At 70.7% G+C, this 25,732-nt stretch carries 28 protein-coding genes; 15 read left to right on the forward strand and 13 right to left on the reverse strand.

Annotated features, from left to right (window positions below; translation table 11 throughout):
- The first annotated feature begins 95 nt into the window (after nt 1–95).
- The 4 genes from ABEA10_RS04170 (at nt 96) to ABEA10_RS04185 (ending at nt 4,753) form a co-directional block, all read left to right on the forward strand.
- Nucleotides 96–1,358 carry a transcriptional regulator gene (locus ABEA10_RS04170; protein ID WP_425550865.1) on the forward strand — a complete coding sequence of 421 codons (1,263 nt, stop codon included), beginning with the start codon at nt 96–98 and terminating at the stop codon, nt 1,356–1,358.
- A gap of 152 nt (nt 1,359–1,510) precedes the next feature.
- Nucleotides 1,511–3,040, forward strand: coding sequence for a serine/threonine-protein kinase (locus ABEA10_RS04175; RefSeq protein ID WP_345457648.1), 1,530 nt, complete (start codon nt 1,511–1,513; stop codon nt 3,038–3,040).
- Between the two features lie 3 nt (nt 3,041–3,043).
- The gene (locus tag ABEA10_RS04180) at nt 3,044–3,682 is read left to right on the forward strand and encodes a hypothetical protein (protein ID WP_345457651.1); all 639 of its coding nucleotides are present in this window, start codon (nt 3,044–3,046) and stop codon (nt 3,680–3,682) included.
- Nucleotides 3,683–3,730: 48 nt separating this feature from the next.
- Nucleotides 3,731–4,753, forward strand: a complete 1,023-nt coding sequence (locus ABEA10_RS04185; protein WP_345457654.1) for an EamA family transporter — start codon at nt 3,731–3,733, stop codon at nt 4,751–4,753.
- On the opposite strand, the gene hisC is transcribed toward ABEA10_RS04185, so the two are convergent.
- The 7 genes from hisC to ABEA10_RS04220 form a co-directional block, all read right to left on the reverse strand.
- A complete protein-coding gene (gene hisC, locus ABEA10_RS04190) occupies nt 4,641–5,726 on the reverse strand; it encodes a histidinol-phosphate transaminase (protein ID WP_345457657.1) in 1,086 nt (361 codons plus the stop codon). The two genes, ABEA10_RS04185 and hisC, sit on opposite strands and share 113 nt — an antisense overlap.
- A gap of 62 nt (nt 5,727–5,788) precedes the next feature.
- Entirely contained in the window at nt 5,789–7,012 is a 1,224-nt protein-coding gene (locus ABEA10_RS04195) for an RNA-guided endonuclease InsQ/TnpB family protein (protein ID WP_345457660.1), read from the reverse strand.
- Between the two features lie 11 nt (nt 7,013–7,023).
- Nucleotides 7,024–7,422: an IS200/IS605 family transposase gene (gene tnpA, locus ABEA10_RS04200; RefSeq protein WP_345457663.1), complete on the reverse strand. Its 399-nt coding sequence runs from the start codon at nt 7,420–7,422 to the stop codon at nt 7,024–7,026.
- A 42-nt stretch (nt 7,423–7,464) separates the two neighbouring features.
- The gene (locus ABEA10_RS04205; RefSeq protein ID WP_345457666.1) at nt 7,465–8,139 is read right to left on the reverse strand and encodes an NUDIX hydrolase; all 675 of its coding nucleotides are present in this window, start codon (nt 8,137–8,139) and stop codon (nt 7,465–7,467) included.
- A gap of 79 nt (nt 8,140–8,218) precedes the next feature.
- Nucleotides 8,219–9,523, reverse strand: a complete 1,305-nt coding sequence (locus ABEA10_RS04210) for a flotillin family protein (protein WP_345457669.1) — start codon at nt 9,521–9,523, stop codon at nt 8,219–8,221.
- 30 nt (nt 9,524–9,553) lie between these two features.
- Nucleotides 9,554–9,754: a hypothetical protein gene (locus ABEA10_RS04215; protein ID WP_285629426.1), complete on the reverse strand. Its 201-nt coding sequence runs from the start codon at nt 9,752–9,754 to the stop codon at nt 9,554–9,556.
- A 38-nt stretch (nt 9,755–9,792) separates the two neighbouring features.
- The gene (locus ABEA10_RS04220; protein ID WP_345457677.1) at nt 9,793–10,503 is read right to left on the reverse strand and encodes a hypothetical protein; all 711 of its coding nucleotides are present in this window, start codon (nt 10,501–10,503) and stop codon (nt 9,793–9,795) included.
- A gap of 166 nt (nt 10,504–10,669) precedes the next feature.
- On the opposite strand from ABEA10_RS04220, the gene ABEA10_RS04225 reads away from it, so the two are divergent.
- The 8 genes from ABEA10_RS04225 (at nt 10,670) to ABEA10_RS04260 (ending at nt 18,844) form a co-directional block, all read left to right on the forward strand.
- The gene (locus ABEA10_RS04225; RefSeq protein ID WP_345457680.1) at nt 10,670–11,257 is read left to right on the forward strand and encodes a hypothetical protein; all 588 of its coding nucleotides are present in this window, start codon (nt 10,670–10,672) and stop codon (nt 11,255–11,257) included.
- Nucleotides 11,258–11,356: 99 nt separating this feature from the next.
- Complete coding sequence (locus ABEA10_RS04230; RefSeq protein ID WP_345457683.1) at nt 11,357–13,168, forward strand: AAA family ATPase; 1,812 nt, start codon at nt 11,357–11,359, stop codon at nt 13,166–13,168.
- Between the two features lie 218 nt (nt 13,169–13,386).
- Nucleotides 13,387–14,025 (forward strand): 4Fe-4S single cluster domain-containing protein, encoded by a 639-nt coding sequence (locus ABEA10_RS04235; RefSeq protein ID WP_345457686.1) that lies wholly within the window; start codon nt 13,387–13,389, stop codon nt 14,023–14,025.
- A gap of 38 nt (nt 14,026–14,063) precedes the next feature.
- Entirely contained in the window at nt 14,064–15,179 is a 1,116-nt protein-coding gene (locus ABEA10_RS04240) for an FHA domain-containing protein (RefSeq protein WP_345457689.1), read from the forward strand.
- 424 nt (nt 15,180–15,603) lie between these two features.
- A complete protein-coding gene (locus ABEA10_RS04245) occupies nt 15,604–15,978 on the forward strand; it encodes an ATP-binding protein (RefSeq protein ID WP_329249676.1) in 375 nt (124 codons plus the stop codon).
- A 38-nt stretch (nt 15,979–16,016) separates the two neighbouring features.
- Nucleotides 16,017–16,361 (forward strand): STAS domain-containing protein, encoded by a 345-nt coding sequence (locus ABEA10_RS04250; RefSeq protein WP_345457695.1) that lies wholly within the window; start codon nt 16,017–16,019, stop codon nt 16,359–16,361.
- Between the two features lie 564 nt (nt 16,362–16,925).
- Nucleotides 16,926–17,825: a MerR family transcriptional regulator gene (locus ABEA10_RS04255; RefSeq protein ID WP_345457698.1), complete on the forward strand. Its 900-nt coding sequence runs from the start codon at nt 16,926–16,928 to the stop codon at nt 17,823–17,825.
- A gap of 44 nt (nt 17,826–17,869) precedes the next feature.
- Entirely contained in the window at nt 17,870–18,844 is a 975-nt protein-coding gene (locus tag ABEA10_RS04260; protein WP_345457701.1) for a zinc-binding dehydrogenase, read from the forward strand.
- Here ABEA10_RS04260 and ABEA10_RS04265 read toward each other — a convergent pair.
- Nucleotides 18,816–19,370 carry a LysE family translocator gene (locus ABEA10_RS04265; protein ID WP_345457704.1) on the reverse strand — a complete coding sequence of 185 codons (555 nt, stop codon included), beginning with the start codon at nt 19,368–19,370 and terminating at the stop codon, nt 18,816–18,818. The two genes, ABEA10_RS04260 and ABEA10_RS04265, sit on opposite strands and share 29 nt — an antisense overlap.
- 206 nt (nt 19,371–19,576) lie before the next feature.
- Between ABEA10_RS04265 and ABEA10_RS04270 the strand changes: the two genes are divergently transcribed.
- Both ABEA10_RS04270 and ABEA10_RS04275 read left to right on the forward strand, forming a co-directional pair.
- The gene (locus ABEA10_RS04270; RefSeq protein ID WP_345457707.1) at nt 19,577–20,281 is read left to right on the forward strand and encodes a GAF and ANTAR domain-containing protein; all 705 of its coding nucleotides are present in this window, start codon (nt 19,577–19,579) and stop codon (nt 20,279–20,281) included.
- Between the two features lie 167 nt (nt 20,282–20,448).
- Entirely contained in the window at nt 20,449–20,796 is a 348-nt protein-coding gene (locus tag ABEA10_RS04275) for a DoxX family protein (protein ID WP_329249660.1), read from the forward strand.
- Between the two features lie 270 nt (nt 20,797–21,066).
- On the opposite strand, the gene ABEA10_RS04280 is transcribed toward ABEA10_RS04275, so the two are convergent.
- The 4 genes from ABEA10_RS04280 to ABEA10_RS04295 are packed head-to-tail and all read right to left on the reverse strand — an operon-like array spanning nt 21,067 to nt 23,399.
- The gene (locus tag ABEA10_RS04280; protein WP_345457713.1) at nt 21,067–21,855 is read right to left on the reverse strand and encodes an SDR family oxidoreductase; all 789 of its coding nucleotides are present in this window, start codon (nt 21,853–21,855) and stop codon (nt 21,067–21,069) included.
- Nucleotides 21,852–22,037 (reverse strand): hypothetical protein, encoded by a 186-nt coding sequence (locus tag ABEA10_RS04285; RefSeq protein WP_345457716.1) that lies wholly within the window; start codon nt 22,035–22,037, stop codon nt 21,852–21,854. The genes ABEA10_RS04280 and ABEA10_RS04285 overlap by 4 nt, the downstream gene beginning before the upstream one ends.
- A gap of 7 nt (nt 22,038–22,044) precedes the next feature.
- Nucleotides 22,045–22,731 (reverse strand): VC0807 family protein, encoded by a 687-nt coding sequence (locus ABEA10_RS04290; protein ID WP_345457719.1) that lies wholly within the window; start codon nt 22,729–22,731, stop codon nt 22,045–22,047.
- Between the two features lie 26 nt (nt 22,732–22,757).
- The gene (locus ABEA10_RS04295; RefSeq protein WP_345457722.1) at nt 22,758–23,399 is read right to left on the reverse strand and encodes a TetR family transcriptional regulator; all 642 of its coding nucleotides are present in this window, start codon (nt 23,397–23,399) and stop codon (nt 22,758–22,760) included.
- Between the two features lie 272 nt (nt 23,400–23,671).
- Here ABEA10_RS04295 and ABEA10_RS04300 point away from each other — a divergent pair, with 272 nt between their 5' ends.
- Nucleotides 23,672–24,295 carry a hypothetical protein gene (locus ABEA10_RS04300; protein WP_345457725.1) on the forward strand — a complete coding sequence of 208 codons (624 nt, stop codon included), beginning with the start codon at nt 23,672–23,674 and terminating at the stop codon, nt 24,293–24,295.
- Nucleotides 24,296–24,854: 559 nt separating this feature from the next.
- On the opposite strand, the gene ABEA10_RS04305 is transcribed toward ABEA10_RS04300, so the two are convergent.
- A complete protein-coding gene (locus tag ABEA10_RS04305) occupies nt 24,855–25,712 on the reverse strand; it encodes a COG4705 family protein (protein ID WP_345457728.1) in 858 nt (285 codons plus the stop codon).
- Nucleotides 25,713–25,732 lie beyond the last annotated feature (20 nt).

Here is a 25,732-nt window from a genome sequence, read left to right on the forward strand (position 1 = left end):
CGATCGCTCGAAGCCAGGAGGGGGCTTACATGAGCGGTCCGCGGAGTGGTTCGGTAACTCCGGATCTGACAATCGGGGTCGTCGGTCCTCATGACCTGGTCGAACGGGTCATGCTCATGGGCCACGGCCCGACATCGGTGCCCAGCCGGCTCGTCGCGGCGGCGTACCGCGACGAGCAGGAGGCGGCGGACAAGGTCGTACGGCTCGGGTCAGGGGTGGACGTCTGCCTCTTCGCGAGCCCGGTGCCGTACGAATTCGCGCGTAAGGCGGGCGTGCTCACCATGCCCGCGACGTACGTGCCGCTCAACGGGGCGGCCCTGCAGGGCGCGCTCCTGCGGGCGTCGCTCGACGAGCGGCACGAGCCCGAGCGGGTGAGCATCGACGTGCTCACCCGCGCCGAGGTCGAAGAGGCCTTCAGCGAGATCGACCTCAACACCGATCATGTGCACTTGCGTGAGGAAGCTGCCGGGCCGGGCACATTGGCCGCGTTTCACGAGCGTCTGTGGCGGCGCGGCGCCACAAGTGTCGCGCTCACTTGCGTGCACGCGACCGCCGAGCGGCTGGAGCTGGCCGGCGTGCCGACGCTGCGGATCCGGCCGACGGGCGCCGCGATCCGGTCGGCGCTGCAGACGTCGGCACTGCTCGGGGCACACCATCGCCTGGAGGAGTCCCAGCTCGTCGTCGTCCTGGTGGACGTGCCGACGCTGCGCGAGACGCCCCGGCGGGTCACTCCGCGCTACTGGCGTGAGGAGCTGAAGCTGTCGCTCCAGCGGCTCCTGCTCCAGGAGGCGCACCGGATGAGCGCCGCGGTGTGGCCGCTCGACGACCACAGCTACCTGGTCACCGCCACCCGCGGCTCGATCGCCGCGGCGACCGAGGGCTTCCGCACCCCGCCGTTCGTCGAGCGCGTACGCGAGGAGCTGGGCCTGTCCATCGAGGTGGGCATCGGCATGGGCCGTACGGCTCAGGAGGCCGAGAGCCACGCGCGGGCGGCGCTGGCACGGTCGCAGACCTCGCAGCGGGCGCAGGGCTTCGCACTCGACCGCGACGGGCGGGCGCTCGTGCCCGCGCCCCGCACCCCGCCGCGCGCGCAGTCTCCGGCCAAGCCCAAGGGCCTGGAGATCCTCGCGCGGCTGGCCGACCGGCTCGGCGACCAGGAGCAGCCGCTCATCGTCGACGCGGAGAACGCCGGGAACATGCTCGGCGTGACCCCGCGCACCGCGCGACGGCTGCTGCGGACCCTCGTGGAGGAGGGTCTCGCCTGGCCGCTACCGCCCAACCGAACCCCTCAGCCGGGCCGTCCACGGCAGCTCTACCGGCTGATCGTCGAGAAGCTCGGGCCGAAGAACGCGAACTGAGTTTTCTCCGTCGCTGTGTCCGGATCGTCACGGAACGTGGCCGCATCCGGTCACAGCGGCGGGGGGCACCAACCAGTTTCCCTCTTCAGGCGTCGCACACATAGCGGTCGCTCAGGTCGAACGACGCATGCGTCGCTTTGAGGAGTATCGCCATGGATGGTGACTGGACGGTTCCGGGATATCGGCACGTGCGTCCCCTCGGCGAGGGTGCCTCCGGAAAGGTGATGCTGGCGGTCCACGAGGCGACGCGCGCTCCGGTGGCCATCAAGTACCTCTCCGAGCGGCTCCGCACCGACGAGGACTTCCTGCGGCGGTTCCGCGCGGAGGCCCGGCTGATGGCGCGGCTGGACGATCCCCACGTCGTCCGCTTCTACGAGTACGCCGAGAGGCCGGGCTCCGCGGCGCTCGTGATGGAGCTGGTCGACGGCGTCACGCTCAAGGACGTCATCAGGGCCGAGGGCGCGACCGGCCCCGAGGCCGCGTTGCTGGTGCTCAAGGGGTCGCTGCTCGGCCTCGCCGCCGCGCACGGGGCCGGGGTGGTGCACCGCGACTACAAACCGGCCAACGTGCTCGTCGACGACCACGGGCACAGCAAGCTCGCCGACTTCGGCATCGCCGTCCGCGCCGGGGAGGAGGCCGGCGCGTCCGGCACTCCGGCGTACATGGCTCCCGAGCAGTGGACCACCGGTGCGGTCAGCGCGGCCACGGACGTCTACGCGGCCACCGCGGTCTGCTACGAGTGCCTGACCGGCGAGCGGCCGTTTCCGGTGAAGGGGCACTGGGCGCTGGCCGCCGCACACCGCTCCGGCCCGGTCCCGGTCGAGCGGGTGCCACGGCCACTGCGCGAGCTGATCGCGTACGGCATGGCCAAGAACCCCGACGACCGGCCGCGCTCGGCCGCCGTGTTCCTGGAGGAACTGGAGGAGGTCGCCCTCGCCGCGTACGGGCCCGGCTGGGAGGAACGCGGGCGCGTGCGGCTCGCGGCGCTGGCCGCCCTGCTCGCCTCGCTGTTCCCGCTGGCCGGCTCACCGCCGCGGGCCGGCACCGCGCTGGCCCTCACCCGGCTCGGCCGCCGGCGTGTGGCGATGGCGGCGGGAGCGCTCGTAGCCGCCGTCGTGGCGGGCGGGGGAGGCGCGGCCGTGCTCGCCGGGGTCCACCGTGGCATCGGCGCGCACACGAGCGCGACGTCCAGCCCCGTCCCGGTCGCCGAGCCGAGCACGCCTCCGGCGGACTCGCCGAGCGCGTCACCGAGCGCCTCCGCCGGTCCGGAGACGACCGGTCCCACGACGTCCCCGACCGGCGGCACGTCCGCGGCCCCGTCGCCGACGACGACGCTCCCCCGGCCGCTGGTCGGCAAGGACCCACCGAAAACGCCGCCCACGAAGGTGACCGCACTCCAGATCGGTTCGTTCACGCTCGCGGGGACGGTCGCGACCGCTCAGGTGACGGTCACGTTGAGCGGCCCCGGCACGGTGACCGTGTCGGCGGACTTCAGCGAGGACACTCCGGCCGCGCAGGTGGCCACCGCGGGCGACCCCGGTGCGCAGACCGTGAGCGGCAGCGGCCCGCACGACCTCACATTCACGCACGACTACGGCGAGCGGTGTCCCGCGGCCCGCGTCACCGTGACCACGTCACTCGGCGGCACCGCCGAGGCGAAGACGACCTGCCAGCCGGAGTAGGCCATGGACGAGACGAAGCGGGACGCCGGCACCCGGGACGCCGGCACGCCTGGCCCGGACACACAGGGCTCCGGCACCCGGGGCTCCAGCGCGCCGGGCGGCCGCGGGACGCAGGACGATGCGGACACGTGGCCGGAGGGACGGTCCTCCGCCGGTGAGGTGACGCTGCGGTTCGGGCCCGGCGTACCGCCGGGCGTGGCGGAGGTCTGGCGGTCCCGCCGTCCGCGCGGGCGCCCGCTGCCGTGGCGGATCGCCGGTGGGCTGGCGACGCTCGGGCTGGCGGTGCTGACCGGCCTGGCGGTCTGGTGGCTCCTGCGCGGCGGTCCGTCCGTCCAGGTCACCGGCGTCACCGTGACCGCGCCGACCGGCGTGCAGGGCTGCGGCACGACGGCGACCGTCGTCGGTGTGATCCACACGAACGGCGGGGCGGGCGACGTGTCGTACCGCTGGAAGCGCAGCGACGGTCAGAACTCCGGCGTCTTCACCGACGGCATGTCGCGGGGGCGGCGCTCGATCCGGGTTCCGCTGCGCTGGACGGTCCAGGGCCCCGGCGCCCTGCACGCCGTCGCGACGCTGGAGGTCGTCTCACCGGCGGGCCCGGACGGCACGGCGTCGGCCGCCTTCGACTACGTGTGCCGGTGAAAAATCGCCGCGCGAAATCGGCACGAATCATCTAGCGTGTAATGAGCCATGAGCTCACAGACTGCTGACTCCCGCCCCTCGCTCGTCTGGGTCGCCCTCTCCATCGTCTACGTGGTGTGGGGATCGACCTACCTCGGCATCCACTACCTCATCGAGACCATCCCGCCGATGGTCGGCGCCGGCATCCGGTTCGTCGTGGCGTCCGTGCTGCTCGCCGCGGTGCTCGCGATCCGGAGCGGCGGCGTACGGGTCCTGCGCGTGCCGTGGCGGCGGCTCGGCACCGCCGCGCTCGCGGGCGTACTCCTGCTCACCGGCGGCAACGGCATGATCGGTGTCGCCGAGCAGCACATGTCCACCGGCCTGGCCGCGCTCCTGGTCGCGAGCGTGCCGCTGTGGCTGGTGGTGTTCCGGTGGGCCACGGGCGACCGCCCCGCGGTGAGCACGATCGCCGGCGTCCTCGTCGGCTTCGGCGGGTTGGCGCTGCTGACGCTCACGCGCGGCGGCGGGTCGGGCAGCGCGCTCGGCGTGGCGATCGTCCTCGGCGCGGCGCTGTCCTGGTCGGTCGGGTCGTTCCTGTCCGCCCGGCTGCCGATGCCCGCGAACCCGTTCGTGGCGAGCGTGTACGAGATGGCCGCCGCCGGCGTGACGCTGCTCGTGATCGGGCTCGGGCGCGGTGAGCGGCTCCACCTGCACGAGGTCTCGCAGGCGTCCTGGCTGGGCCTGGCCTACCTCGTGACCTTCGGGTCGCTCGTCGCCTTCACGTCGTACGTCTGGCTGCTCGGCAACGCGCCGATCTCACTGGTCGGCACGTACGCCTACGTCAACCCGGCGGTGGCCGTGCTGCTCGGCGTGGCGTTCGCCGGCGAGAACGCCACGTGGACGATCGTCGCCGGCGGCCTGATCATCATCCTCGGCGTCGGGCTCGTCGTCTCGACCGAGCGCCGCCCGCGCGGGGAGGTCACCGCTCCCGCGCCGCCCGGTACGCCTCGGCGACGGCGAGAAAGGCGTCGTTCTCCTCGGGCGAGCCGATCGACACCCGGGCGCCCTCCCCGGCGAACGGGCGTACGCTGACGCCCGCCGCGTCACAGGCGGCGGAGAAGGCCATGGTGTCCTCGCCGAGACGCAGCCACACGAAGTTCGCCTCGGCGGGCGGCACCGTCCAGCCCTGGGCGACGAGCGCGTCGTAGACCCGGCCACGCTCCTTGACGGTGGACTCGACACGATCGAGCAGTTCGCTCTCGGCCTGCAGCGAGGCGATCGCGGCGGCCTGCGCGACGGAGCTCACCGTGAACGGCAGGTAGGTCTTGCGCACCTGGGCGGCGATCGGCTCGGGCGCCACCATGAAGCCCACGCGAAGCCCGGCCAGGCCGTACGCCTTGGAGAACGTCCGCAGGATCGCCAGGTTGGGCCGGTCGGCGTACAGGTCGAGCCCGTTCGGAACCTCCGGGTCGCGGACGTACTCGGTGTAGGCCTCATCCAGCACGATCAGGCAGTCCTCCGGCACGCGGTCGAAGAACGCCTCCAGCTCGCGGCGGTGGACGACCGTACCGGTCGGGTTGTTCGGGTTGCAGACGAACACCAGCCGGGTGCGGTCGCTCACGGCGTCGGCCATCTTCGCCAGGTCGTGGGTCTCGTCGGTCAGCGGCACCCGTACGGAGGTCACCCCGGACAGGTCGGCCAGGGTGGGGTACGCCTCGAACGAGCGCCAGGCGTAGACGACCTCGACGCCGGGCTCGCCGATCGACTCGAGCAGCATCTGCGTGACGCCGACCGAGCCGCAGCCGACGGCGATATGGGCCTCCGGCACGCCGAACCGCGTGGCGATCGCCTGGATCAGCGCGGTGCAGCCGTTGTCCGGATAGCGGTTGACCAGGCCGCCCGCGTCGGCGATCACCTCACGCACCGACGGCAGCGGGCCGTACGGCGACTCGTTCGAGGACAGCTTGTACGACCGGCCCTCGGGCGAGCGCGCGACCTTGCCGGGCCGGTAGGCGACGTACTCGTCGAGCACGGAACGGAAGCGGGGACTGCGCTGCTCGGACACCCTTGTCCTCCCTGGTGACGTCTTACGGGTTGGCTTCCTCCCCGCGGCCAATGCCCGGAGATTCAAACCAGCTCGAAGGCTAGTTGGTGCGGTACCTCTCGCGAGGCCGCCGGTTCCTGCTTCGCAGACCGGGTAACCCCGAGGTCTCCACAGGCTGGCACCGCATGCCCTGCGGCACTGAGAATGTTCTTGGCTGCGTTCACGTCGGCATGGTCTCGGTGGCCGCAAGCTGTGCATACGAAGACCGCTTGGCTCTTACGGCTCTTCCCGTCCACGTGCTTGCACCGGTTACACATCTGCGAGGTGTACGCGGGATTGACCAACACCACCTCGGTGCCGGTCTGTCTGGCTGCGTTGCGGATGGCCAGCTCCATGCGGTGCCAGCCTTTACCCAAGATGGCCCGGTTCAGCCCGGCCTTTTGACGGACGTTCCGGCCAGGTCTGGCGACGGTGCCCCTGGCGGAGGCAGTCATATTCTTCGTACGAAGATTCTCCAGCACTATGACGCTGTGCCGGGTGGCGAGCCGGTTCGCCGTCCAGGCGGTGAAGTCGCCGCGCCGGTCGGTGGCCCGGCCCATGATCCGGTTCATCGCCGCGATTGTTTTACGACGGTTCGCCGAGCCCTTCTTCGACCGGGCGAGCCGCTGCTGAAGACGCCGGTACCGGGTCGTCTCCCCGGCAGTGGCGAACTCGCGGTCGTGGAACGCACCGCCGCTGGTTGTCGCCGCGACAACAACGCCCCGGTCGACACCGACGGGCGTACCCGCATGATGGCCGGGGGTGAGGACGCCGTCCTCGACCAGGAACGACACATACCAGTGCCCGGCCTTGCGAGAAACAGTCGCAGAGCGGATCTCACCGCCAGGCTGCCGGGTCCAGCGGAAAGTAACCCAGCCCAGCTTGGGAAGCTTCGCACGACCCCACTTGCGGTTCACCCGTTCCACGACGATGAGGTTCCCTACCGGAAAGCGGAAACTGGGGGCCCAGCGGGTCTTGGAGCGCCAGCGGACCTTGAACGTGCCGTGGGTCCGGCATGCCCGATCCAGGTCCCGGAGGGTCTGCTGGAGGATGTGGGAGGGCGCGATGCGCAGCCACTCGTGCTCGCGTTTGGCGTCGGCGAGTTCGGCGGCCTGCGGCACGTAATTCATCCACGCCCCACGCCTGCGATACTCGCGCCGCTGCTCCAGCGCGGTGTTCCACACGGCACGGCAGATGCCGCCGAACTTCTCGCACATCTCGGCCTGCGCATCGGTGAGCTTCAGCCGGTACTTGCGGCCTGCCAGCATGTTCCCTCCCCTCAACGGCTCTTTTGGTCCTCGACGTACTTCTTCATGACCTCCGGTGGTGCGCTACCAACGGTGGCGACGAAGTAGCTGTTGGTCCACAGCGTCGGCAGTCGAGACTTCAGCGCCGGAAACTCCTCGCGTAGCACGCGGGACGAACATCCTTTAATCGCCTTAACAAGCCGGTGCACACCGAACTGTGGGTCCACCTCCACCAAGAGGTGCACGTAGTCGGGCATAACCTCCATCTCCACCAGCCAGGCGCCTTTCTCGGTGACGACTTCCCGCACGATCTCCTTCAGTCGTGCCTCGATCGGGCCAGCCAGCACGCGGCGACGGTACTTGGGGCACCACACCACCTGGAATGCACACTGGAACGTGATGTCGCCGTTGGAGTGGAAGGTCACAGCCACGACTAACAGTACATAGCGCAGAGCTATCTAACGAAGGCTGCCTTACCAAGTAGGGCGCATCATCGGGGGGTGGAGCGACTCGGCGTCCCCGCGGCGGTAGAGCCGGGCCGGCCGGCCGCCGTCGCGCGTCGTCGTCCGTCCCGTCGGGACGAGGAAACCCTCGGCGCCGGTGACCTTGCGGTGGAAGTTCCGCGGGTCGAGCGGGTGGCCCCAGACGATCTCGTAGACCCGGCGCAGCTCCGCCACGGTGAACTCCGGCGGGCAGAACGCCGCCGCCAGCGGGGAGTACTCCAGCTTGGCGCGGGCGCGCTCGACGCCGTCGAGCAGGATGCGCCGGTGGTCGAAGGCGATCCGGCCCTTCTCGGTCAGGTCGGCGACCGGCCGCCACATCACCTGCGCGCGGGTCGAGGCGGGCAGGTCGGGGGCGAGTCCGAGGTAGGCGACACTGACGACGCGCTGGCGCGGGTCCCGGTCGGGATAGCCGTACGTCGCGAGCTGCTCGAGGTGAACCCGCACGTCGGCCAGGCCGGCCCGCTCGGCCATGAGCCGATGGGCGGCGACCGGCAGGTCCTCGTCGAGCTGGACGAACCCGCCGGGCAACGACCAGCTCTCCGCGTACGGCGGACGGTCGCGCCACCATACGAGGGCGGACAGCTGCTGCTCGCGGACCGTCAGAACGACGAGATCGACGGTGACGGCAACCCGCGCAACGGTCATGCCCCGCACGTTAGCGTCACCCGCCGCGGACCCGCGAAGGGCCCGGAGCGAGCGCTCCGGGCCCTTCCTCCGTTCGCGGCTACTTCGTGTCCGGATCCGACTCGACCGGGACGAGCTTGCCGTTGCTCGCCGAGGCGTCGGCGGACCGCTGGCCGTTCATGGTGGACAGGAGCTGCCGGGCGACGCCCAGGCCGGTGCCGCCGAGCGTGAGCGCCTTGGCGAGCATGTCCTCGACGCCCTCGGCGCCGTTGAGCACGACCATGTTGTCGACGTTGCCGAAGACGCCCGCCCCGGCCTCGACGATCTCCGGCCAGCGCTCGGCGAGCTGCTGGGCGATGACCGCCTCCTGGTTCTCGGCGAGCGCGTCGGCACGCGCCTTGATCGCCTCGGCCTCGGCGATGCCCTTCATGCGGGTCGCCTCGGCCTCGGCCTGACCGTTGATCTTCGTGGCCTCGGCCTCGGCCTGGGCCTGGGCGACGGCCGCCTTGCGTTCGGCCTCGGCGAGGGTGACCCGCTCGTACGCCTTCGCGTCGGCCGGCTTGCGGACCTCGGCCTCCAGGGCCTTCTCGCGGCGGTCGGCCTCCAGCTCGGCGTTCTTGGTCTCCTTCGTGATGACCTGCTGGCGCGCCTCGGCGGCGGCCTGGTCGACCTGGCCCTGGTACTGGCGCTTCTTGATCTCGGTGTCGCGGATCTGCGCGGCGTTGGCCTGCTCGGCCATCTGCTCGGCCTGCGTCGCCTCCTGGTTACGCTGGGCCTCGGCGATCCGGGCGGCGGACGCGACGGCGGCGGAGTTCGGCTTGCCGAGGTTGTCGATGTAGCCGACCTCGTCCTCGATGTCCTGGATCTGCAGCGAGTCGACCACCAGGCCGAGCTTGCCCATCTCATCCGCGGACGAGGTGCGCACCTGGTTGGTGAGCCGGTCGCGGTCGCGCAGGAGGTCCTCGACGGTCAGGTTGCCGACGATCGACCGCAGGTGGCCGGCGAAGAGCTGGTGGGTCTTGTCGTCCATCATCTTCTGCTGATCGAGGAAGCGCCGCGCGGCGTTGGCGATCGAGGAGAAGTCGTCACCGACCTTGTAGATCACCACGCCCCGGACGTGCACCTTGATGCCCTGCGACGTCACGCAGGTGACCTCCAGGCCGGAGACACGCGTGTCGAGGGAGAGGCGGCGGCAGGTCTGGAACCCGGGAAGCACCATCGTGCCCTTGCCCGTGGTGATCTTGAATCCGAGACTTTCCGCGGTGTCCCGGTTGTGCGCCTTGGCCCCGAGGCCGGAGATGATGAGCGCCTCGTTCGGCTCGGCGACGCGCCAGATCGCCTTGAAGATGATGATCAGAACAATGATCGCGACGACGGCGCCGATCGCCACGGCGACTATCGGCATCGCTCCTCCTCGGATGCAGGGATGATGACGTCAAATAGACGCAGAGGAGACGTAAACGGTTCGCGGTGGGTGGTAATCCATCACCACGACGAGAGATCCCACCGGAATCTCCTCCCCCTGGATGGCCGAATAGGCGTAAAACGCCTCGACGCCGCCCCGGATCGGGATCATCACCTCGCCGACAAGGCCCGGTCCGATCTTGCCGGTGACCCGGCCCTGCCTGCCGACCACGGCGTCCTCCTTCGCCCACGCGCGCGCCACCCACTCTCTCAGGGCAGGATCCGCTCCGCCTGCTGATAGGCCTGGCGCGCGAACCGCTCGGCCTCGACCCGGGTGGCACCCGGTCCGTACAAGGTGATCGTCGCGAGGTAACCGCGCGAGCGCAACACGACGAACCACGTACGAACGCTCGTGGTGCCCGAAGACGTCAGAATCCCCGCCGTACGCGACCCTTCGCCGATGCGCGTGCCCGACGGCTCGTAGATCCGGTCGGAGACCCAGGAGCCGCCGACCTTCACGCGGAAGCTGCGGCAGCCCGCCGGGGCCCGGACCTTGACCTGCCGGGCGGCGACGTCGGGCCCGACCGCCATCAGCGTCTCGGTGACGCTCTGCTTGTCGCCCTTGGTGAACGCCACCAGCGCGGAAGGCGCGGCCTGCACCGCCTTTTCCTGCGACACGGCATGGGTCGACGACGCGCACTGTGGTTTGTCGAGTTTGACCGCCTGCTGCATTTGATTGAGATTCTGTACGGCGGCGAGCGATCCGTATTCACCCCATTGGGGCGCGCCCGACCGTACGTATCCGGGAATGTCGGTGAGCAGCGCCTGGGTGAGCTGGTCGGCGTTGTAGGAGCCCGGCGTGGGCGCGGCATAGGACGGGCTGGAGCCGTTGACGGCACGGTCGCCGCCGCCTCCACCGCAGCCCACGACCGCGGCCAGGGGCAGGAAGGCCGCAGCGACGATCAGTCTCCGCGATGTCATACCGAATGACGATAGCGCACTATTGGCCCGGTACGCTGCGCAAATCATTCATCGGAATTAACCTCAAGCGCCTTCCGCAGGGTAAAAAAGAAGAGCGATGCGGCCGACGCTCGTAAACTCGCAGAGGAATTGTCCGAAACAGTGGCATTGTATCGGGGGAAGCTCAATGCTCCGGAAGACATTCGTCATCATTCCGATCGTCCTGCTCGCACTCACCGGGTGCAGCAACACCAAGACCAAGGAGACCGCCCAGACGGGTGCGGCGCCCAGCATCGGGGCCCCGGCGGCTCCGGGCGGCGCGCCGGCCGCCACGGCATCGCCGCAGGCGTGCCCGACCGGAAAGACCCGTAAGCTCGCCAAGACCCGTTTCGTCGCCAACGCCGGCCTCGCGGCGGGCGCGTTCAAGCGCTACATCTACGACCCGTTCCGCAAGGGCGCGTTCAAGAGCGACGCCAAGGGCCACAAGCGCGCGATCGTCAAGGCCGCGGCCGCCGGCCTGTTCACCCTCGACCAGCTGCGCCGGGCCAAGGCGAACGCCCAGGCCGACCCGACGCTGTGCAGGACGCTGTCCGCCCCCCTGCAGAACCTCAGCAACGTCATGAAGAACGCCGTCGACAGGCTCAAGGGCGGCAGCGCCGACCCGACGGCGATCGGCGCCGCCTCCGGCGCGTTGGAGAAGACCCGGGGCACGGCCGGCAGCGCCGGCGCCGGTTTCAAGGACAAGAACGTCCCCAGCAACATGATCGGCGGCTGACGACCGCTCGTGGCCACGACCGCGTGACCGCCCGCGCCGGGCGGTCACGCGGTCGTCGTCCTTCCGAAACCCGACCCGTGTTGCGGTTACGCTCATCAGGTGACGACGCAGCCGGGCCCACCAGACGACACGCGACTGGCGGGCTTTCCCGCCTTCGTCCGGGAGCTCGACGCGACGCTCTCGGTGCACCCGCAGTACGTCCTGTGGGGCAACCTGCACGACAGCTTCCTGGTGCCCCAGGAGGGCCGGCTGTTCCCGCTGCGCGACCTGCTCTGGGAGACGCTGCGCCGCAGTGGCTACTCCTTCATGATCGTGTACGACCAGGTCGACGGCATGCGCGTGCACCCCGCCGATGACCGCGCGGCGGCCGACGCCGCGGCGAGCCTGTTCGGCAGCCGGGTCGACGAGCGCAAGGTGCCCTCGCTGGAGGGCCTGCGCACCTACCTCAGCTCACTCGCCCGGCCGACCCGTCCGATCCGCGCCGCCTTCGTCATCGACTACGCCTCGCGCATCGCCCGCAACCCCACCGAGCTCGAACCCGCCGAGAAGGACTTCTTCGTCTTCTGCGAGAAGCTCTCGCGCACCGCCACACCGGTGCGCACCGACGGCGAGCGCCCCAAGCCGCTCTACAACCCGGTGATCTGGCTCGCACGCCGTCCCGGTGACCTGCCGCCCTGGCTGACCGCCGACAACGACGCCGTCCGCGAGATCTCGGTGCCGCGCCCGCACCTCGGCGACCGCCAGCAGACCGCGCGGCTGCTGGCGCGCGCGTTCGAGGCCACCGACCCGTTGGTCGACGTGACCGACGACTTCGCGCAGGAGGCCGAGGGCCTCACGCTCCAGGCGATGATCGAGGTGACCCGGCTCGCCAAGGAGCGCGACGTCGCGCTGGAGGACCTGCCCGACGCCGTCCGCACCTACAAGCTGGGCGTGCTGGACAACCCGTGGAAGCGCGAGCACCTGCGCAGGCGCATCGTCGACGGCGAGCAGCGCGTGCCGTCACGGGTCGTCGGCCAGCCGCAGGCCGTCACCAAGACCCTCGACATCCTCAAGCGCGCCGTCCTCGGCCTGTCCGGCGCCCAGGCGGCGCGCGCCTCCAGCCGCCCGCGCGGCGTGCTGTTCTTCGCCGGGCCGACCGGCGTGGGCAAGACCGAGCTGGCCAAGGCGATCACCTCGCTGGTCTTCGGCAACGAGGACGCCTACCTCCGCTTCGACATGAGCGAGTTCTCCGCCGAGCACGCCGGCGACCGGCTGATCGGCTCACCGCCCGGGTACGTCGGCTTCGAGGCCGGCGGCGAGCTGACCAACGCCGTGCGCGAGGACCCGTTCCGCGTCATCCTCTTCGACGAGATCGAGAAGGCGCACCCGCGCATCCTCGACAAGTTCCTGCAGATCCTGGAGGACGGCCGGCTGACCGACGGCCGCGGCAACACCGCGTTCTTCTCCGAGTCGGTCCTCGTCTTCACCTCCAACCTCGGCACGCGCGGCGTACGGCCCGGCATGCCGTACGAGGACCTGGAGAGCTCCATCCGCGGCGCCGTCACCGAGCACTTCACGACCGAGCTGAACCGCCCCGAGCTGCTCAACCGGTTCGGCGACAACATCGTCATCTTCGACTTCATCGGGCCGGAGGCGGCGGGGCGCATCTTCGACCTCCAACTCGCCAACATCTGCCGGCGGGTGAGCGACGAACACCACATGAAGCTCCTGCTGTCGGACGAGGTGACGGCCACGCTCCGCGACTGGTGCACCAGCGAGCTCGACAAGGGCGGCCGGGGCATCGGCATGGCGCTCGAGTCGTTCTTCATCAACCCGCTCGCCCGCGCCCTGTTCGACCGCGGACCGGCCGCCGAGGTGACCGTCACCGATATCCGCCGTGAGGGAAATATCACCGTCGTGGACCTCAGATGAAGGGCGAGCCGAGGAGCGAGTGGAGCGGCCGGCGAGGGACGAGCCGTCCGCGGAGCGAGCGAGGAGGTGAGCCCGGCCAACAGATGAAGGGCGAGCCGAGGAGCGAGTGGAGCGGCCGGCGAGGGACGAGCCGTCCGCGGAGCGAGCGAGGAGGTAAGCCCGGCCAGCAGCTGAAGGGCGAGCAGCCGGCAGGGGGCTGGGCGGGCACGAGTGAGCTGTTGCTGGCCAAGGCGCACTATCCGGTGACGACGCTCGGGCCCGGACGGCGGGCCGGGATCTGGACCCAGGGGTGCACTCTGCACTGCCCGGGCTGCCTGTCGCGCGACACGTGGGACGCCGACCCCGACACCGCGATCCCGGTTTCGGCCGTGCTCGGCTGGCTCAGGTCGCTCGACCGGGTGGACGGCGTGACGATTTCCGGGGGAGAGCCGTTCCAGCAGCCGGAGGCGCTGCGCGAGCTGCTCCTCGGAATCCGTGCCTGGGCACCGCCGGAGGTGGACGTTCTGGTGTACAGCGGATACGCATTGTCACGGCTGCGCGGTTCCGCATGGTCACGCGAACTTCTCGCGCTGTGCGACGCCGTGGTCACGGGGCCGTACATCGACCGCCTGAACTCCCCAGACTCCGGACACATCTGGCGCGGCTCGGCCAATCAGCGCATCATCCCTGTTAGTGAGCTAGGCGAGAAACGCTATGGTGACGCGGAGGGCGGCGAAACGCGGCCGCACATGCAGATATCGGTTGAAGCCGATCGTGTTTACTACATCGGGATTCCACGGAGGGGCGACATGGAGCGGCTGACAGAGCGACTCTCGCTCTCCGGAGTCCACGGCGGGGAGGTGTCATGGCGTCCCTGACATGCCCGGTCTGTGCCGCTCCGGTACGACAGGGAGACTTGATCTGTATCAACTGCGGGGCCAACCTCGCCAGGCGCGAGGCACCTCAGCAGCAGGGGTACCCACCGCAGCAGGACCAGCAGCACGGGTATCCGCCACAGGACCAGTCTCCCTACGCTCAGCAGCAGGGGTACCAGGGCCAAGAACAACAGCCCTACCAGCAGTACCCCCCTCAGCAGGGCTACCCCCAGCAGGACCGGCAGCAGGGCGGCTACCCGCCCCCGCAGCAGCAGGGGTACCCGCCGCAGCACGATCAGGGTGGTTACCCGCCGCCCCACGACCAGCAGCGGCCGGGCGGCTACCCGCCGCCGCAGGACCAGGGCTACCCGCCGCCGCAGGACCAGGGCTACCCGCCGCCGCAGGACCGGCAGCAGCAGGGGTATCCGCCTCCGCAGCAGCACGGCTACCCGCCGCAGCAGGAGCAGGGTTACCCGCCGCAGCATCAGGACCAGGGCTACCCGCCCCCGCCACAGCAGGACCAGGGCTACCCGCCGCAACAGGACCAGGGCTACCCGCCGCCGCAGCATCAGGACCAGGGCTACGGGCAGCAGCAGCCGTACCAGCCGCAGCCCCAGCAACAGCAGGGGTACAACACCGGCGGCTACGGCTCGCCGAGCGCTCCGCACGTGCCCCCGCCGCCGCGCGAGCCCACCATGACCGGATCCGGAGGCGAGTCGACGGCGGCGTTCACGCCGTTCTGCCCGCACTGTGGCGCCGAGATCCCCGACGTGGGCAACCCGGTCTGCGTCCAGTGCCTGCGCCCGCTGCACGACCAGGGCGGCCCGGGTGCCGGCGGCCCCCAGCAGGTGAACGTCACGGTGACCTTCTCCTCGGGCGACCTGCAGGTCCAGCCGGGACAGGAGCTGGTGCTCGGCCGTGACCCGGTGCACTCGCCGGTGGCCAGCACGTTCTCCCGCTTCGACAACGTCTCACGCCGGCACGCGACGCTCGGCATCGACAACAGCGGCCAGCCGTGGGTGCGCGACGAGCGGTCCACGAACGGCACGTTCGTCAACGACCGGCGGCTGCAGCCGGGCGAGCAGACGTCGCTGCGCGACGGCGACTCCCTGCGCCTCGCAGCCGACGCGCGTGGACAGGTACGCGTCGGTCGCTGACCGTCGCGAAGGTCCCCTGGCGACCCCGTACGGGTCGCCAGGGTTACCGGACATTTCGCCCTGCCTGCGACTCACCACGACAAACACGTCGCCCAGGCCGCCGCTTCCGCTGCGGCGCGAGGCCTTCCGCCGTACGGTGAACGGGCCCCCTCACGCGTACGCGCGTCCGCGGTCCACGCTGCCCTCTTATACCGAACATGTATCGAGTCCGTCGGCTTGCCCACAAAGATGCAACAAAGCGCGGCAAATGGGTACGACACCACACGTAGCACTGCGACGGACGACGACAAGCAGGACGGCAGCCTGATCGTGCGACGGATGAGCAAGGTGGGACAACGTGGTAACTCTTCGCATGGCGCCTCCGTACCCCACCATGCGGCACCGCCAGCCCATGCCGGAGGAGACGGGGGATCAGGTAGACGAGATGCATTTCACCGTGGACCATCTACCCGGGGTACGCCGGTTCGTCGCGGCGCACGCCCGTAAGTGCGGACTCGACGAGGACTCGGTCGGCGACCTGGTGATCGCCGTGAACGAGATCGCCACGAACGGCGTCCGGCACGGATCCCCCAAGGCCGAGCTGCGTATGTGGGCCTCGAACGGACGCGTGTACGCCGAGGTGCGCGACGAGGGTCACTGGGTACCCTCGGACGCGGGCGAGACGCCCCCGTCCACGGACGCCGAAGGCGGCATGGGCCTGTGGGTGACGCGCCAGATCTGCTCGGCCGTTCACATCATCGCAGGTGAACGTGGAACGATCGTCCGACTTGAGATGCCCCTCCCACCGCGTTACGCCTGACCTGTACGGTGGCGTCCTGAGTTTCCGTGGAGGTCACCGTGGCAGCGCTCGAACTCAGCTCCACTCGCCATGGCGACCGTACGGTCGTCGCGGTGAAGGGCGAGCTGGACATCATCAGCCGTACCCAGTTCACCGCTCATCTGGACCGTGTCATCCGCGAGCACGGCCGCAAGATCATCCTTGATCTCTCGGGCCTGAGCTTCATCGACACCAGTGCCCTCAGCACCGTCGTGTCGTACTGGAAGCGCCTCTCGTCCACCGAGGACGGCATGCTCGTACTGGCCGGCGCCCAGTACAGCAGCGCCCGCGTCCTGTGGATCACCGGCCTGGCGCAGCGCCTCCCGATGTACGACGACGTGGACGCGGCGCTGGCCGCGACCTGAGGCGGCCTGAAAAGCCCCCGGTCATCCGGCGCCGTCCAGTCGTTGGTGGCCAGGCGAGGCCGAGGGGAACCGCGCCCGTCCGCACGGCCGGGGAACCCCGTCTGGCCACGTGCCCGGCTCGTCGCGCCCGGCCTCCCGCCGCTCGGACGCGCCTCCGCCGCCGGCGCCCCGCTCCCGCGGACATCGCCGTCGGCCGAGGCCGCCCCTCGCGGGAGGCGACGTGCCGGGCTCCGCGCGCGATCGCCGGCGCGATCCGCGCGCGCACCGGTGTGGAGATGAGAGGTGGTCACCCCGACCGCTCCGGGTCTGGAAGCGGCCGGGGCGCGCTCTCCTCCCGCAGGGGAGACGGACGGCTTACGCCGCCCGCCTCCCCCGGTTCCCCCCACGAGGCCTCAGCAAGCGCGCCGAGCTCATGGACCGCGGCCTCCGGTGTGTGCCCCCGGTGACCGGATGCTCGCCGCGACGCCCAGCTCCGGCAAACCCCCTGTTCAGGCCTCATTTGCGACGCTATGCACGCGCCTCAGGATTGTCAAATGTCTGTCTAAGGTCTGTACATTGGGAAGCATGGAACCCGGGTCGGCGATGCTCCGGATCGGCGAGCTCAGCCGGCGGCTCGGGGTCAGCGCCCACGTCCTGCGTGCCTGGGAGCGCCGCTACGGCCTGCTCCAGCCCGAGCGATCGTCCGGCGGCTACCGCCTCTACTCCGAGGCCGACGAGCACCGCGTACGCGTCATGCAGGCGCATCTCGCCCACGGCCTGTCCGCGGCGGAGGCGGCACGCGCCACCCTCCGGGAGACCGCCGCTGGCCCGCGGTCCCCAGGTCCGCAGCCCGCCGCGGGTCCGCCGGCGCTGTCCGGCGTCGACCGCGCGCTCGCCGAGGCGTTCGAAAGGTTCGACGAACCCTCGGCACAGGCGACGCTCGACCGGCTCCTCGCCGACTTCACTCCCGAGACCGTGCTGCGCGACGTCCTGCTGCCCTACCTCCACGAGCTGGGCGAGCGCTGGGAGCGCGGGGAGGTCACCGTCGCGCAGGAGCACTTCGCCAGCAACGTCCTGCGCGCCCGCATCGCCGCGCTCGGCCGCGGCTGGGGCCGGGGCCGGGGTCCGCGCGCGCTGCTCGCCTGCGCACCCGGAGAGCTGCACGACCTGCCGCTGCTCACCTTCGGCGTCGTCCTCTACCGGAACGGCTGGCGCGTCAGCTATCTGGGCGCCGACACACCGATGCCCGACCTGCTGCGCACCGCCACCGCGTCGCCGCCCCAGCTGATCGTCCTGTCGGCGGTCGACCCCGGGCGGTTCGCCGGGCTGGAGGACGACCTGCTGCGGCTGGCCGGCGTCGCACCGCTCGCGCTGGGCGGCCACGGGGCGGACGCCGCGACGGCCCGGGCGGCCGGCGCCCGGCTACTGACCGGCGACCCGGTCACCGAGGCCGAGCGCCTCTCCCACGCCGGCGATTTGACCTGAACCAAGGTTTAGGTCCCAGTCTGGTGTCCGTCGAAAGGGGTCGCATGCGCGCGGTGTGGTTGCGGGAGTTCGGTGGTCCGGAGGTGCTCGTCGCCGGAGACGCGCCCGAGCCGGAGGCCGGGCCCGGGCAGGTGCTGGTGGACGTGGCGTACGCCAACATCACCTTCGTGGAGACGCAGATGCGGAGGGGCGGCGGGCCGTTCCCGATACGGCCGCCGATCGTGATGGGGAACGGCGTCGGCGGCGTCGTCTCCGCCGTCGGTGACGGCGTCTCACCGGACCTGACCGGGCGCCGGGTCGTCGGCGGTCTGGGGGGTTCGGGCGGGTACGCCGAGCGTGCCGTCGTGGCCGCCGACGCCCTCGTCGAGGTGCCCTCCGGCCTCACCCTCGACGCCGCGGTGGCGCTGCTGGCCGACGGGCGGACCGCGACGTTCCTCCTGCACGAGGCCGGGCCGGCCGCCGGTGACCGGGTGCTGGTCGAGGCGGCCGCGGGCGGCGTGGGGACGCTGCTGGTCCAGCTCGCGCACGCGGCCGGGGCCGTGGTGGTCGCGGTCGCCGGCGGCGCGCGCAAGACCGCCCTGGCCCGCGACCTGGGCGCCGACGTGAGCGTCGACTACCGCGAGCCCGGCTGGGAGGCGTGCGTACGCGAGGCGGTCGGCGGAGTGGATGTGGTCTTCGACGGTGTCGGCGGCTCGGTGGCCCGGTCGGCGTTCGAACTGCTCGACCGTGGCGGCCGGATGCTGACGTACGGCCTCGCGAGCGGCACGTGGGCGGACATTCCGGACGAGCTGGCGGCGTCGCGCGGGGTGACGCTCGTACGGCCCCGGATGAGGCCGGAGCAGGCGCGGTCGTTCACCGCGAGCGCGCTGGCCGAGGCCGCCGCCGGGCGGCTCCGCCCCGTCATCGGGCAGCGGTTCCCGCTCGAACGGGCGGCGGACGCGCATGCGGCGATCGAGTCGCGGGCCACCGTGGGCAAGACGCTGCTCGAGGTCAGCGTTCCGCCGCCAGCCGCGCGCTGAAGCCGAGCAGCGCCGTACCGGTGACCGCGTCGAGCCCGCGCCGTACGCGCCGGCGCGTGAGCACCCCGCGCAGCCGGTCGAGGAAGGCCGTCAGCACCAGCAGGTACGACAGCGACAGCAGAGCGTGGCTGAGCGCGAAGACGAACAGCACCGGCAGCCCTTCGCCGTCGCCGATGAACTGCGGCAGGACGGCGAGGTAGAAGACCAGCACCTTCGGGTTGGTGATGTTGGACAGGAACCCCTGCCGCCATCCCCCGAACGCCGCTCCGGCCGCGCGCCGGTCGCCGGCGTCGCCGCCGAGCGGCGGGTAGTCGCCGCGGATCGCCGATCGGACCGCCTGCACGCCGAGGAACGCCAGGTACGCGACGCCGGCCCACTTGATCGCCATGAAGAGCGGCTGCGCCCGTACGACCAAGGCGCCCAGGCCGGTGGCCGCCGCGGCGCCCTGCACCGCGTTGCTCCCGGCCACACCGCCCGCGGACCAGGCGCCGCGCCATCGGCCGGCCGCGAGCGTGTTCTTGGTCACCACCGCGAAGTCAGGCCCCGGAATCAGGACGAGGACAACGGCGAATACCAGAAAGGACCCATATGACGACCACGGCATGTCGCCACCGTAACCCGGCCGTACGCCGCGCTCCTGAAGAGTGGATTGACCCACCCTAGGGTTCCTCATGGTTATCGGCCGGAGTCACGCGGTATGAGGTTGATTGGTCGTGACGAACAGAGGTGCCCATGACGAATGACGAGGTGTCGGCCGAACTGGCCACCGCACTGGCGGAAATGGCACGTGACCTGCTGGCCCAGGGCTCCTTGCAGCAGACCCTCGACCGGATCGTGCGGCACGCGGTCGACCTGGTCCAGGGCTGCGAGAGCGCGGGCATCATGATTCTCCAGGGCGGCCGGGTGCGCACGCTCGCCGCCACCGACGACGTCGTCCTCACCTCGGACCGGATCCAGGGCGAGGTCGGACAGGGCCCCTGCTTCGACGCGGCCCGCACCGGCGCGGAGTCCTACCGCATCGAGAACCTGAACGACCAGGCCGAGCGCTGGCCGCGCTACGCGCCGCGCGCGCGTGAGCTGGGGATCGGCAGCATGCTCGGGTTCAAGCTGTTCACCGAGGAGCAGAACCTCGGCGCGCTCGACCTGTACTCCTCCAGGCCGGGGGCGCTCACCGAACACTCCGAGCGGATCGGCTGGCTGCTGGCCTCCCACGCCGCCGTGGCGTTCGCCAGTGCCCGCGCCGACGCCGACCTGCACATCGCGATCTCCAGCCGCCAGGACATCGGCATGGCCGTCGGCATCCTCATGGAGCGCCACAAGCTGTCCGCCGACCAGGCGTTCGCGATGCTGTCGCAGGCGTCGCAGCGGCGCAACGTCAAGCTGCGCGAGATCGCCCGCAGAGTCGTCGATACCGGCGAGGCGCCGGAGCACGCCTGACCACCGAGGTCAGGGCCGGTCCGCGTCCGAAGGCGCGACGGCGGCCGTCCGGGCGCCGGCCGTCATGTCACAAACCGTTCCTTCCGATCCGTCTGCGTTCGTGACGAGCGCGACACGCTCGGCCGGGGCGGACCCGCTCCGGCATCCGTACGGGAGGAGCATCCGCGATGTCCATCGCACACATCGTCGTCACCATCCTGGCCGCCGCCATGGTCGGTTTCTCCGCGGTCTCGGTGTTCGCCGGCGCGGCGTGGGTCGTGAAGCCCCTGGCCGACTACGGCATCCCTCGCTCGTGGCGGCCCTGGCTCGGCACGGCCAAGGCCGCGGGCGCGGTGGGCCTGCTGGCCGGCCTGTTCGTCCCGGCCATCGGCACGGCCGCCGGGATCTGCCTCGTGCTGTACTTCGCCGGCGCCGTCGTCACCGTCCTGCGGGCGCGCTGGTTCTCCCACATCCCGTTCCCGCTGATGTACGTGGCGCCGGTCGTCGGATCCCTGGTCATCGGTCTCGCGGCCTGAAGCGGTGGTTCCGACGGCGCCGGGTCGGCGGCGTACACCGTCAACGCTGCCGCTCGCCCGGTCCCGGGCCGTACTGCACCGGCGCCTCCACCCCGGCCGAAGGCTCGGCCCTCGTCACCGTCCCGCACCGGCGCTTAATGAGCTGACGCTCGGTCACCCGCACCCGACAGCGGCAGCCTCAGGAGTCAACGTGACTGCCGCCCCATGCGCGGGCCGCCGATTCGTCTTTGGACGTTCGTGATCGGGCGAGCAGTGCGACCCATCCGCTGGTCAGCGCCAATGAAGATCTCCTAGCATCGTGGCTTCCGCACCCCCGTCGGCGAAGATGATCTGTCCGGTGACGAAGCGGTTGTCCGCGCCGGCGAGCCAGCAGATGAGCTCGGCGACCCACTGTGGCCGCCCGGGAAAACCACCGAACGGTTGCGGCGCCGCGGTCTCCACGGCGGTGCGCACGTCTTCGCTCGCCAGGATCCAGGCGGCGGCAGGTGTGTCGACGACGCCGGGTGCGACCGCATTGAGGGCGATGCCGGCCCCCGCCCATTCGGGCGTCGGTGCGGCTCCGCGCACCCAGCGATTCAACGCGCGCTTGGCGATGCCGTAGGCGCCGGTGGGTCCACCGATGGACGGCTCCGCCTCGACGAGGGCGACGGCGGCGGCCTCGTCACCGTCGAGACATGCCTGAACCACGCGCTCGTCGGCAGGGTCCAGCGAAGCGGTCGACGACACGGCCACGGCCCGGGGTGCCTCGCTCTGCGCGAGCAGCGGTCGTAGCCCTTCGAGCGTCGCGACGGTACCGAAGTAGTTCGTCTCGAGTAGCCCCGTCCTGCCGCCCCCGGCGATGGCGAGCACCGCGTCGATGGGCCCACGCTCGGTCACCTGGTCGACCAACGCCTGCCGGCCGGCAGGCGTGGACAGGTCCGCCTGGATGTCGGCCTCGCCGAGGTCACAACCGATGACCTCGGCGCCGCGCTCGCGGAGCAGCGCCGCGGTCGCGGCCCCGATGCCCGACGCCGAGCCGGTCACGACGTACGTACGCCCGGCGACCCCTGTGTACGTCATTGCTGTTCCTCTTGTTTCCGCCCTGAACGGCCGAGGCATTTCCAAATGCTGCGCCTTGCCGGCGCACGCGGCGCCGGCTCGATCCGTCCGCCCCGGGCGCGCCCGGCCAGGCGCAATTCCTCGGCGAGCAGCAGGCCGGTCGGGATCGCCCCCGCGATCAGCACCTCGAAGCCGGTGTCCACTGCCGTCCTACAGCTTCAGACCGTGCCGGTTGTAGTACCAGTTGTTAAACGCGCTGAGCCCGACGAGCAGCGCCAGCAAGAGAAGGGTGCTGATGAGTGGGAAGGCGTCCAGGGGGATCGTGTACACCAGCACCACTCGCAGCACCGCGTCGAGCAGGAGGCCCGCGCCCCACACCGTCGTGACCAGCCGCAGGTGGTGACGGAACGTCGGGTCGGTGTCCCAGCTCGCCTCCCAGTCGGCCAGTCCGGCCTCGCCGACCTTGGCGATGACGATGCCGCGCGAGGCGGCCATGATGAACGGACGCCGGGTGAGCAGCGTGCCGAGCATCCAGAGGCCGACCGCGGCGGTCAGCCAGCTGTCCCGGATCATCAGTACCCGCGGGCTGCCGGTGATCAAGGACAGCAGTGTCCCGACCACCACGACGCTCAGTGTGAACACCGCCATCGTCTCCAGGCGCCGGTGCCGTACGAATCCGTAGGCGATCCACGGCAGCACCAGAACACCGCCGATGACCATCGAGAGCCACTGGCCGGCGCCGGCCGCGCGCAGCGCGTAGTAGGAGCCGAGCGGTAGGACGAGCTCGAAGAGCAACTGTGCGGCGAGCTGCCGGCGCAGCGCCGCGGTGCGGCGGCGGCGATCCGACGCAACGGCGGCTTCGTCCGTGTCGGTCTGCGATGCCCGGCGCGTTTCCATGGTGTGTGTCCTTGTCTCCGGTGCGGTCATGACGTCCTCCTGGTGGCGCGGTCGAACAGGTCCGCCAGCTCCCGGCCTGCGGCTCGCATATCGAGGTCGGGATCGTGGGCCGCGTGGCGGACCACGTCGTCGAGGGCGGCGCGGATCGCCCGGACCATCACCCACGGATCGAAATCGCAGAACTCGCCCGCGCCCTGCGCCTTGCGGATCTGCTCCACCTGGATTGCGCGGGTCGCCTCTCTCTTGTCGAAGAAGTCGACCATGCCGGGGTCGCCGCTCTGGAGGTTGCCGATGATCTCGAGAATCGCCGCGAGGTGGTTCGGGTACTCGGCGATCAGGTCGAGTTCGCCCTCGATGGAGGCGCGCAGCCGTGCTGCGGGGCTCTCGTGGGCCTCGACGCGGAGGCGGACGTACTCGTCCGCGAGTCGCACCACCTCGACGACGACCTCACGCATCAGGTCCTCCCGCCCGTCGAAGTGGTAGGAGATCATCCCCGTGCTGCTCAGCCCCGCGCGCTCCGCGATCTTCGCGAACGAGGCCCGGCGGTACCCGGCCTCGGCGATGACGTCGATCGCCGCCGCGACGATCTGGGCGCGGCGGCCCGTCTCAGTGAACGACGGCCCGCCCCGGCGCTCTCTTTGCTTGGCTGCGCTAATTCTTGCTTGCACGAGCAAGACCGTAGCGTGGTTTGCTCGGTCAAGCAAGACGGGTGAGGCGTCGCTCGCGGTACGACGCTCGGGACCTGCGGGGTTGTCACCGCCGGCAGCGGGATCCGCAGCAGCGTTCTCCTCCGGCGGGTCGCCGCTGATCACACGGAGGCGTGCTTTGGCGAGGAACACGGTTCTAGAGTCCGGAGGCGTCATGGCGGGGCTCGCGTCGCCGCCCTGGCGGTCGCCTCAACGGCCGTGCCCGGCGACGCCGGGAGGGTTAGCCTCCTGGCGTGAGCTTCGGCACGTACGCCCGGAAGGTTCGGAACGGCTCCCTGCCGTACGGCCGGCGGGTGTCGGCGTTCAGCTCGTGCGTGGAGATGTACCGGCCGGCCGGCTACGAGGCGACCTGGAGGGTGCTCGAGGGTCTGACGGGCCCCATCCGGCGGGATGAGACGTGCCTCCTGCGGGCGCTGGAGGTGCTGGAGTCGAGCCGCGAGCGCTGGATGGAGCACGTCCGCGCGTACGCCGCCGTACGCCGGGAAGAGAAGCGCCACGGCCGGCGGAGTCCGCGCCCGGGAGATCCGAACCCGAACCGGGGCCCCGAACACTGGTACGGCGTGGCGCGGCAGGCGGCGGTGCGTGCTCTGGAGGCCTGGCGGCGCGACCGCCTGCCGCCTCTCCTGACGCCACCCGACCGGCTCACCGAACAACTGGACTCCTGCGTGGCCGCCTCACTCGAGTCGGGCGGCCCCTTGACGCCCGGACACCGGCGGGCGCTCGCCGGCTGCCTCACCGAACTTTTGCGCCGGCGGAGCGACCCTGGCCCGTGGGGCAACGACCGGGCGGCCCACCACCGCGTGCGAGACCTGCTCGTGGTCGCCCGGCTCGTCGAGATCGCCGCCGACGCGGACTAGGTACCCGGAGTTCGGGACGAGTGCCGGTCGGCGGTGGCGAGCGCCGCGATGCCGACACCGATGACCGCCAGCGCCGTCGGCAGTGCGAAGAACCACCCCAGAGTCCGACGGCCGAATTCCCGATGTGGGCCCTCGCCTCGGACGGCAGGTCCGACGGCATGTGCAGCGTGACGCGCGTCCAGGGCAAGAACGCCGAGACCAGCAGCAGTGCCGCCACTCCCGCGACGACCAGCCCCAGCCAGTGGGGTCCCTGCCGCTGATCCACCGGAGCGTACGGCCCCGGCGCCTGCTGGGCAGGACCGAACGCGCCCAGGCCGGCCGGCCCGCCCGGTTGCGTTCCGGGAGGGCCGAACCACTGCGCGGGAGGTCCCCAGGCCGGCGCCTGCCCCCGGGCGTGGAACTTCCGGCGATGGGCCGGGTCCGGCGTTCGGCTCCTGTGGCTGGCTCATGGTCAGCGGCCGCCCTCACAAGGTGGTCCGCCGGGAAGATCAGCGAGCCACAGGTTAGCCTCCAGCAGACATTGATGTCTAAGTAAGCTTCCTCACGCCCGGACTGGCCGTCAGGCCGGCTGAGGCCTGGAGCGGCGCTCCCTGAGATGTGCCCAGCTCATCAGGGCGAACAGCACGGCGAGAAGAACGGCGGACGACCCGGCCGTGCCGAGGTTCAGCCCGCCTTTCGCGGCCGGTTTGGTGAGCAGGTCACCGGCGGTGGCGCCGAACGGGCGAGTGAGGACGAAGGCGAGCCAGAACAGCAGCGCGTTCGGCACGGCGGGCGCGTACTTGAGGGCGAGGAGCGCGGCGAGCAGCGCGGTGATGAGCAGTGCACCGCCGCCGTAGCCGAGCCCGGAACTGTCGGACAGAAAGTCGCCCATCGAGGTGCCCAGTGTGTTGGAGACCAGGATCGCCGCCCAGAACAGGCTTTCACCGCGGAACGTGTCGATGTCGCGGATCTCGAAGGTCAGGCCGGTGAACTTCCAGATGACGAAGATGACGACCAGTATCGAGATCAGAATCGTCGCGCCGGCCGGGTAGCCCAAGCCCAGTCCTTGCGGTCCCCAGCCGAGCGATTTCTCGCCCTTGGGGAGGTATTCGGCGCTCGCTTCGCGGTTCATGAAGTCCGACATCGTCGTACCGGCCATGCTGGTGGACAGGATGACGGCCCAGTAGAAGAACGGGTTGTACCGCTTCGAGGCCAGCTGGATCACCAGTGTGGCGATGAATATCAGGAACAGCGCGATGGTCGTGAGGAAGTAACCGAGCTCAAGGCTCTGGGAGAAAAGGTCGCCCGCCGTCTCGCCGAGCGTGGTCGCTGCGATCTTCATCACCCAGAAGGCCAGAGTGACCTCTGGCAGTTTCTTCATCACGTACCTTCCGGCACCGGCGATGTCGGCCTCGGTGAGGACTTCGGGTCGTGCCACTGACGCTCCAGGCGCTTGTT

It is taken from the genome of Actinoallomurus oryzae, assembly GCF_039541955.1.
Classification (GTDB): Bacteria; Actinomycetota; Actinomycetes; order Streptosporangiales; family Streptosporangiaceae; genus Actinoallomurus; species Actinoallomurus oryzae.

Bases quoted from the DNA above. Each gene is read 5' to 3' on its own strand.
- ABEA10_RS04175 (WP_345457648.1), top strand. From the start codon at position 1,511: ATGGATGGTGACTGGACGGTTCCGGGATATCGGCACGTGCGTCCCCTC.
- ABEA10_RS04180 (WP_345457651.1), top strand. From the start codon at position 3,044: ATGGACGAGACGAAGCGGGACGCCGGCACCCGGGACGCCGGCACGCCT.
- ABEA10_RS04185 (WP_345457654.1), top strand. From the start codon at position 3,731: ATGAGCTCACAGACTGCTGACTCCCGCCCCTCGCTCGTCTGGGTCGCC.
- ABEA10_RS04195 (WP_345457660.1), bottom strand. From the start codon at position 7,012: ATGCTGGCAGGCCGCAAGTACCGGCTGAAGCTCACCGATGCGCAGGCC.
- ABEA10_RS04205 (WP_345457666.1), bottom strand. From the start codon at position 8,139: ATGACCGTTGCGCGGGTTGCCGTCACCGTCGATCTCGTCGTTCTGACG.
- ABEA10_RS04210 (WP_345457669.1), bottom strand. From the start codon at position 9,523: ATGCCGATAGTCGCCGTGGCGATCGGCGCCGTCGTCGCGATCATTGTT.
- ABEA10_RS04220 (WP_345457677.1), bottom strand. From the start codon at position 10,503: ATGACATCGCGGAGACTGATCGTCGCTGCGGCCTTCCTGCCCCTGGCC.
- ABEA10_RS04225 (WP_345457680.1), top strand. From the start codon at position 10,670: ATGCTCCGGAAGACATTCGTCATCATTCCGATCGTCCTGCTCGCACTC.
- ABEA10_RS04245 (WP_329249676.1), top strand. From the start codon at position 15,604: ATGCATTTCACCGTGGACCATCTACCCGGGGTACGCCGGTTCGTCGCG.
- ABEA10_RS04255 (WP_345457698.1), top strand. From the start codon at position 16,926: ATGGAACCCGGGTCGGCGATGCTCCGGATCGGCGAGCTCAGCCGGCGG.
- ABEA10_RS04260 (WP_345457701.1), top strand. From the start codon at position 17,870: ATGCGCGCGGTGTGGTTGCGGGAGTTCGGTGGTCCGGAGGTGCTCGTC.
- ABEA10_RS04270 (WP_345457707.1), top strand. From the start codon at position 19,577: ATGACGAATGACGAGGTGTCGGCCGAACTGGCCACCGCACTGGCGGAA.
- ABEA10_RS04275 (WP_329249660.1), top strand. From the start codon at position 20,449: ATGTCCATCGCACACATCGTCGTCACCATCCTGGCCGCCGCCATGGTC.
- ABEA10_RS04280 (WP_345457713.1), bottom strand. From the start codon at position 21,855: ATGACGTACACAGGGGTCGCCGGGCGTACGTACGTCGTGACCGGCTCG.
- ABEA10_RS04290 (WP_345457719.1), bottom strand. From the start codon at position 22,731: ATGGAAACGCGCCGGGCATCGCAGACCGACACGGACGAAGCCGCCGTT.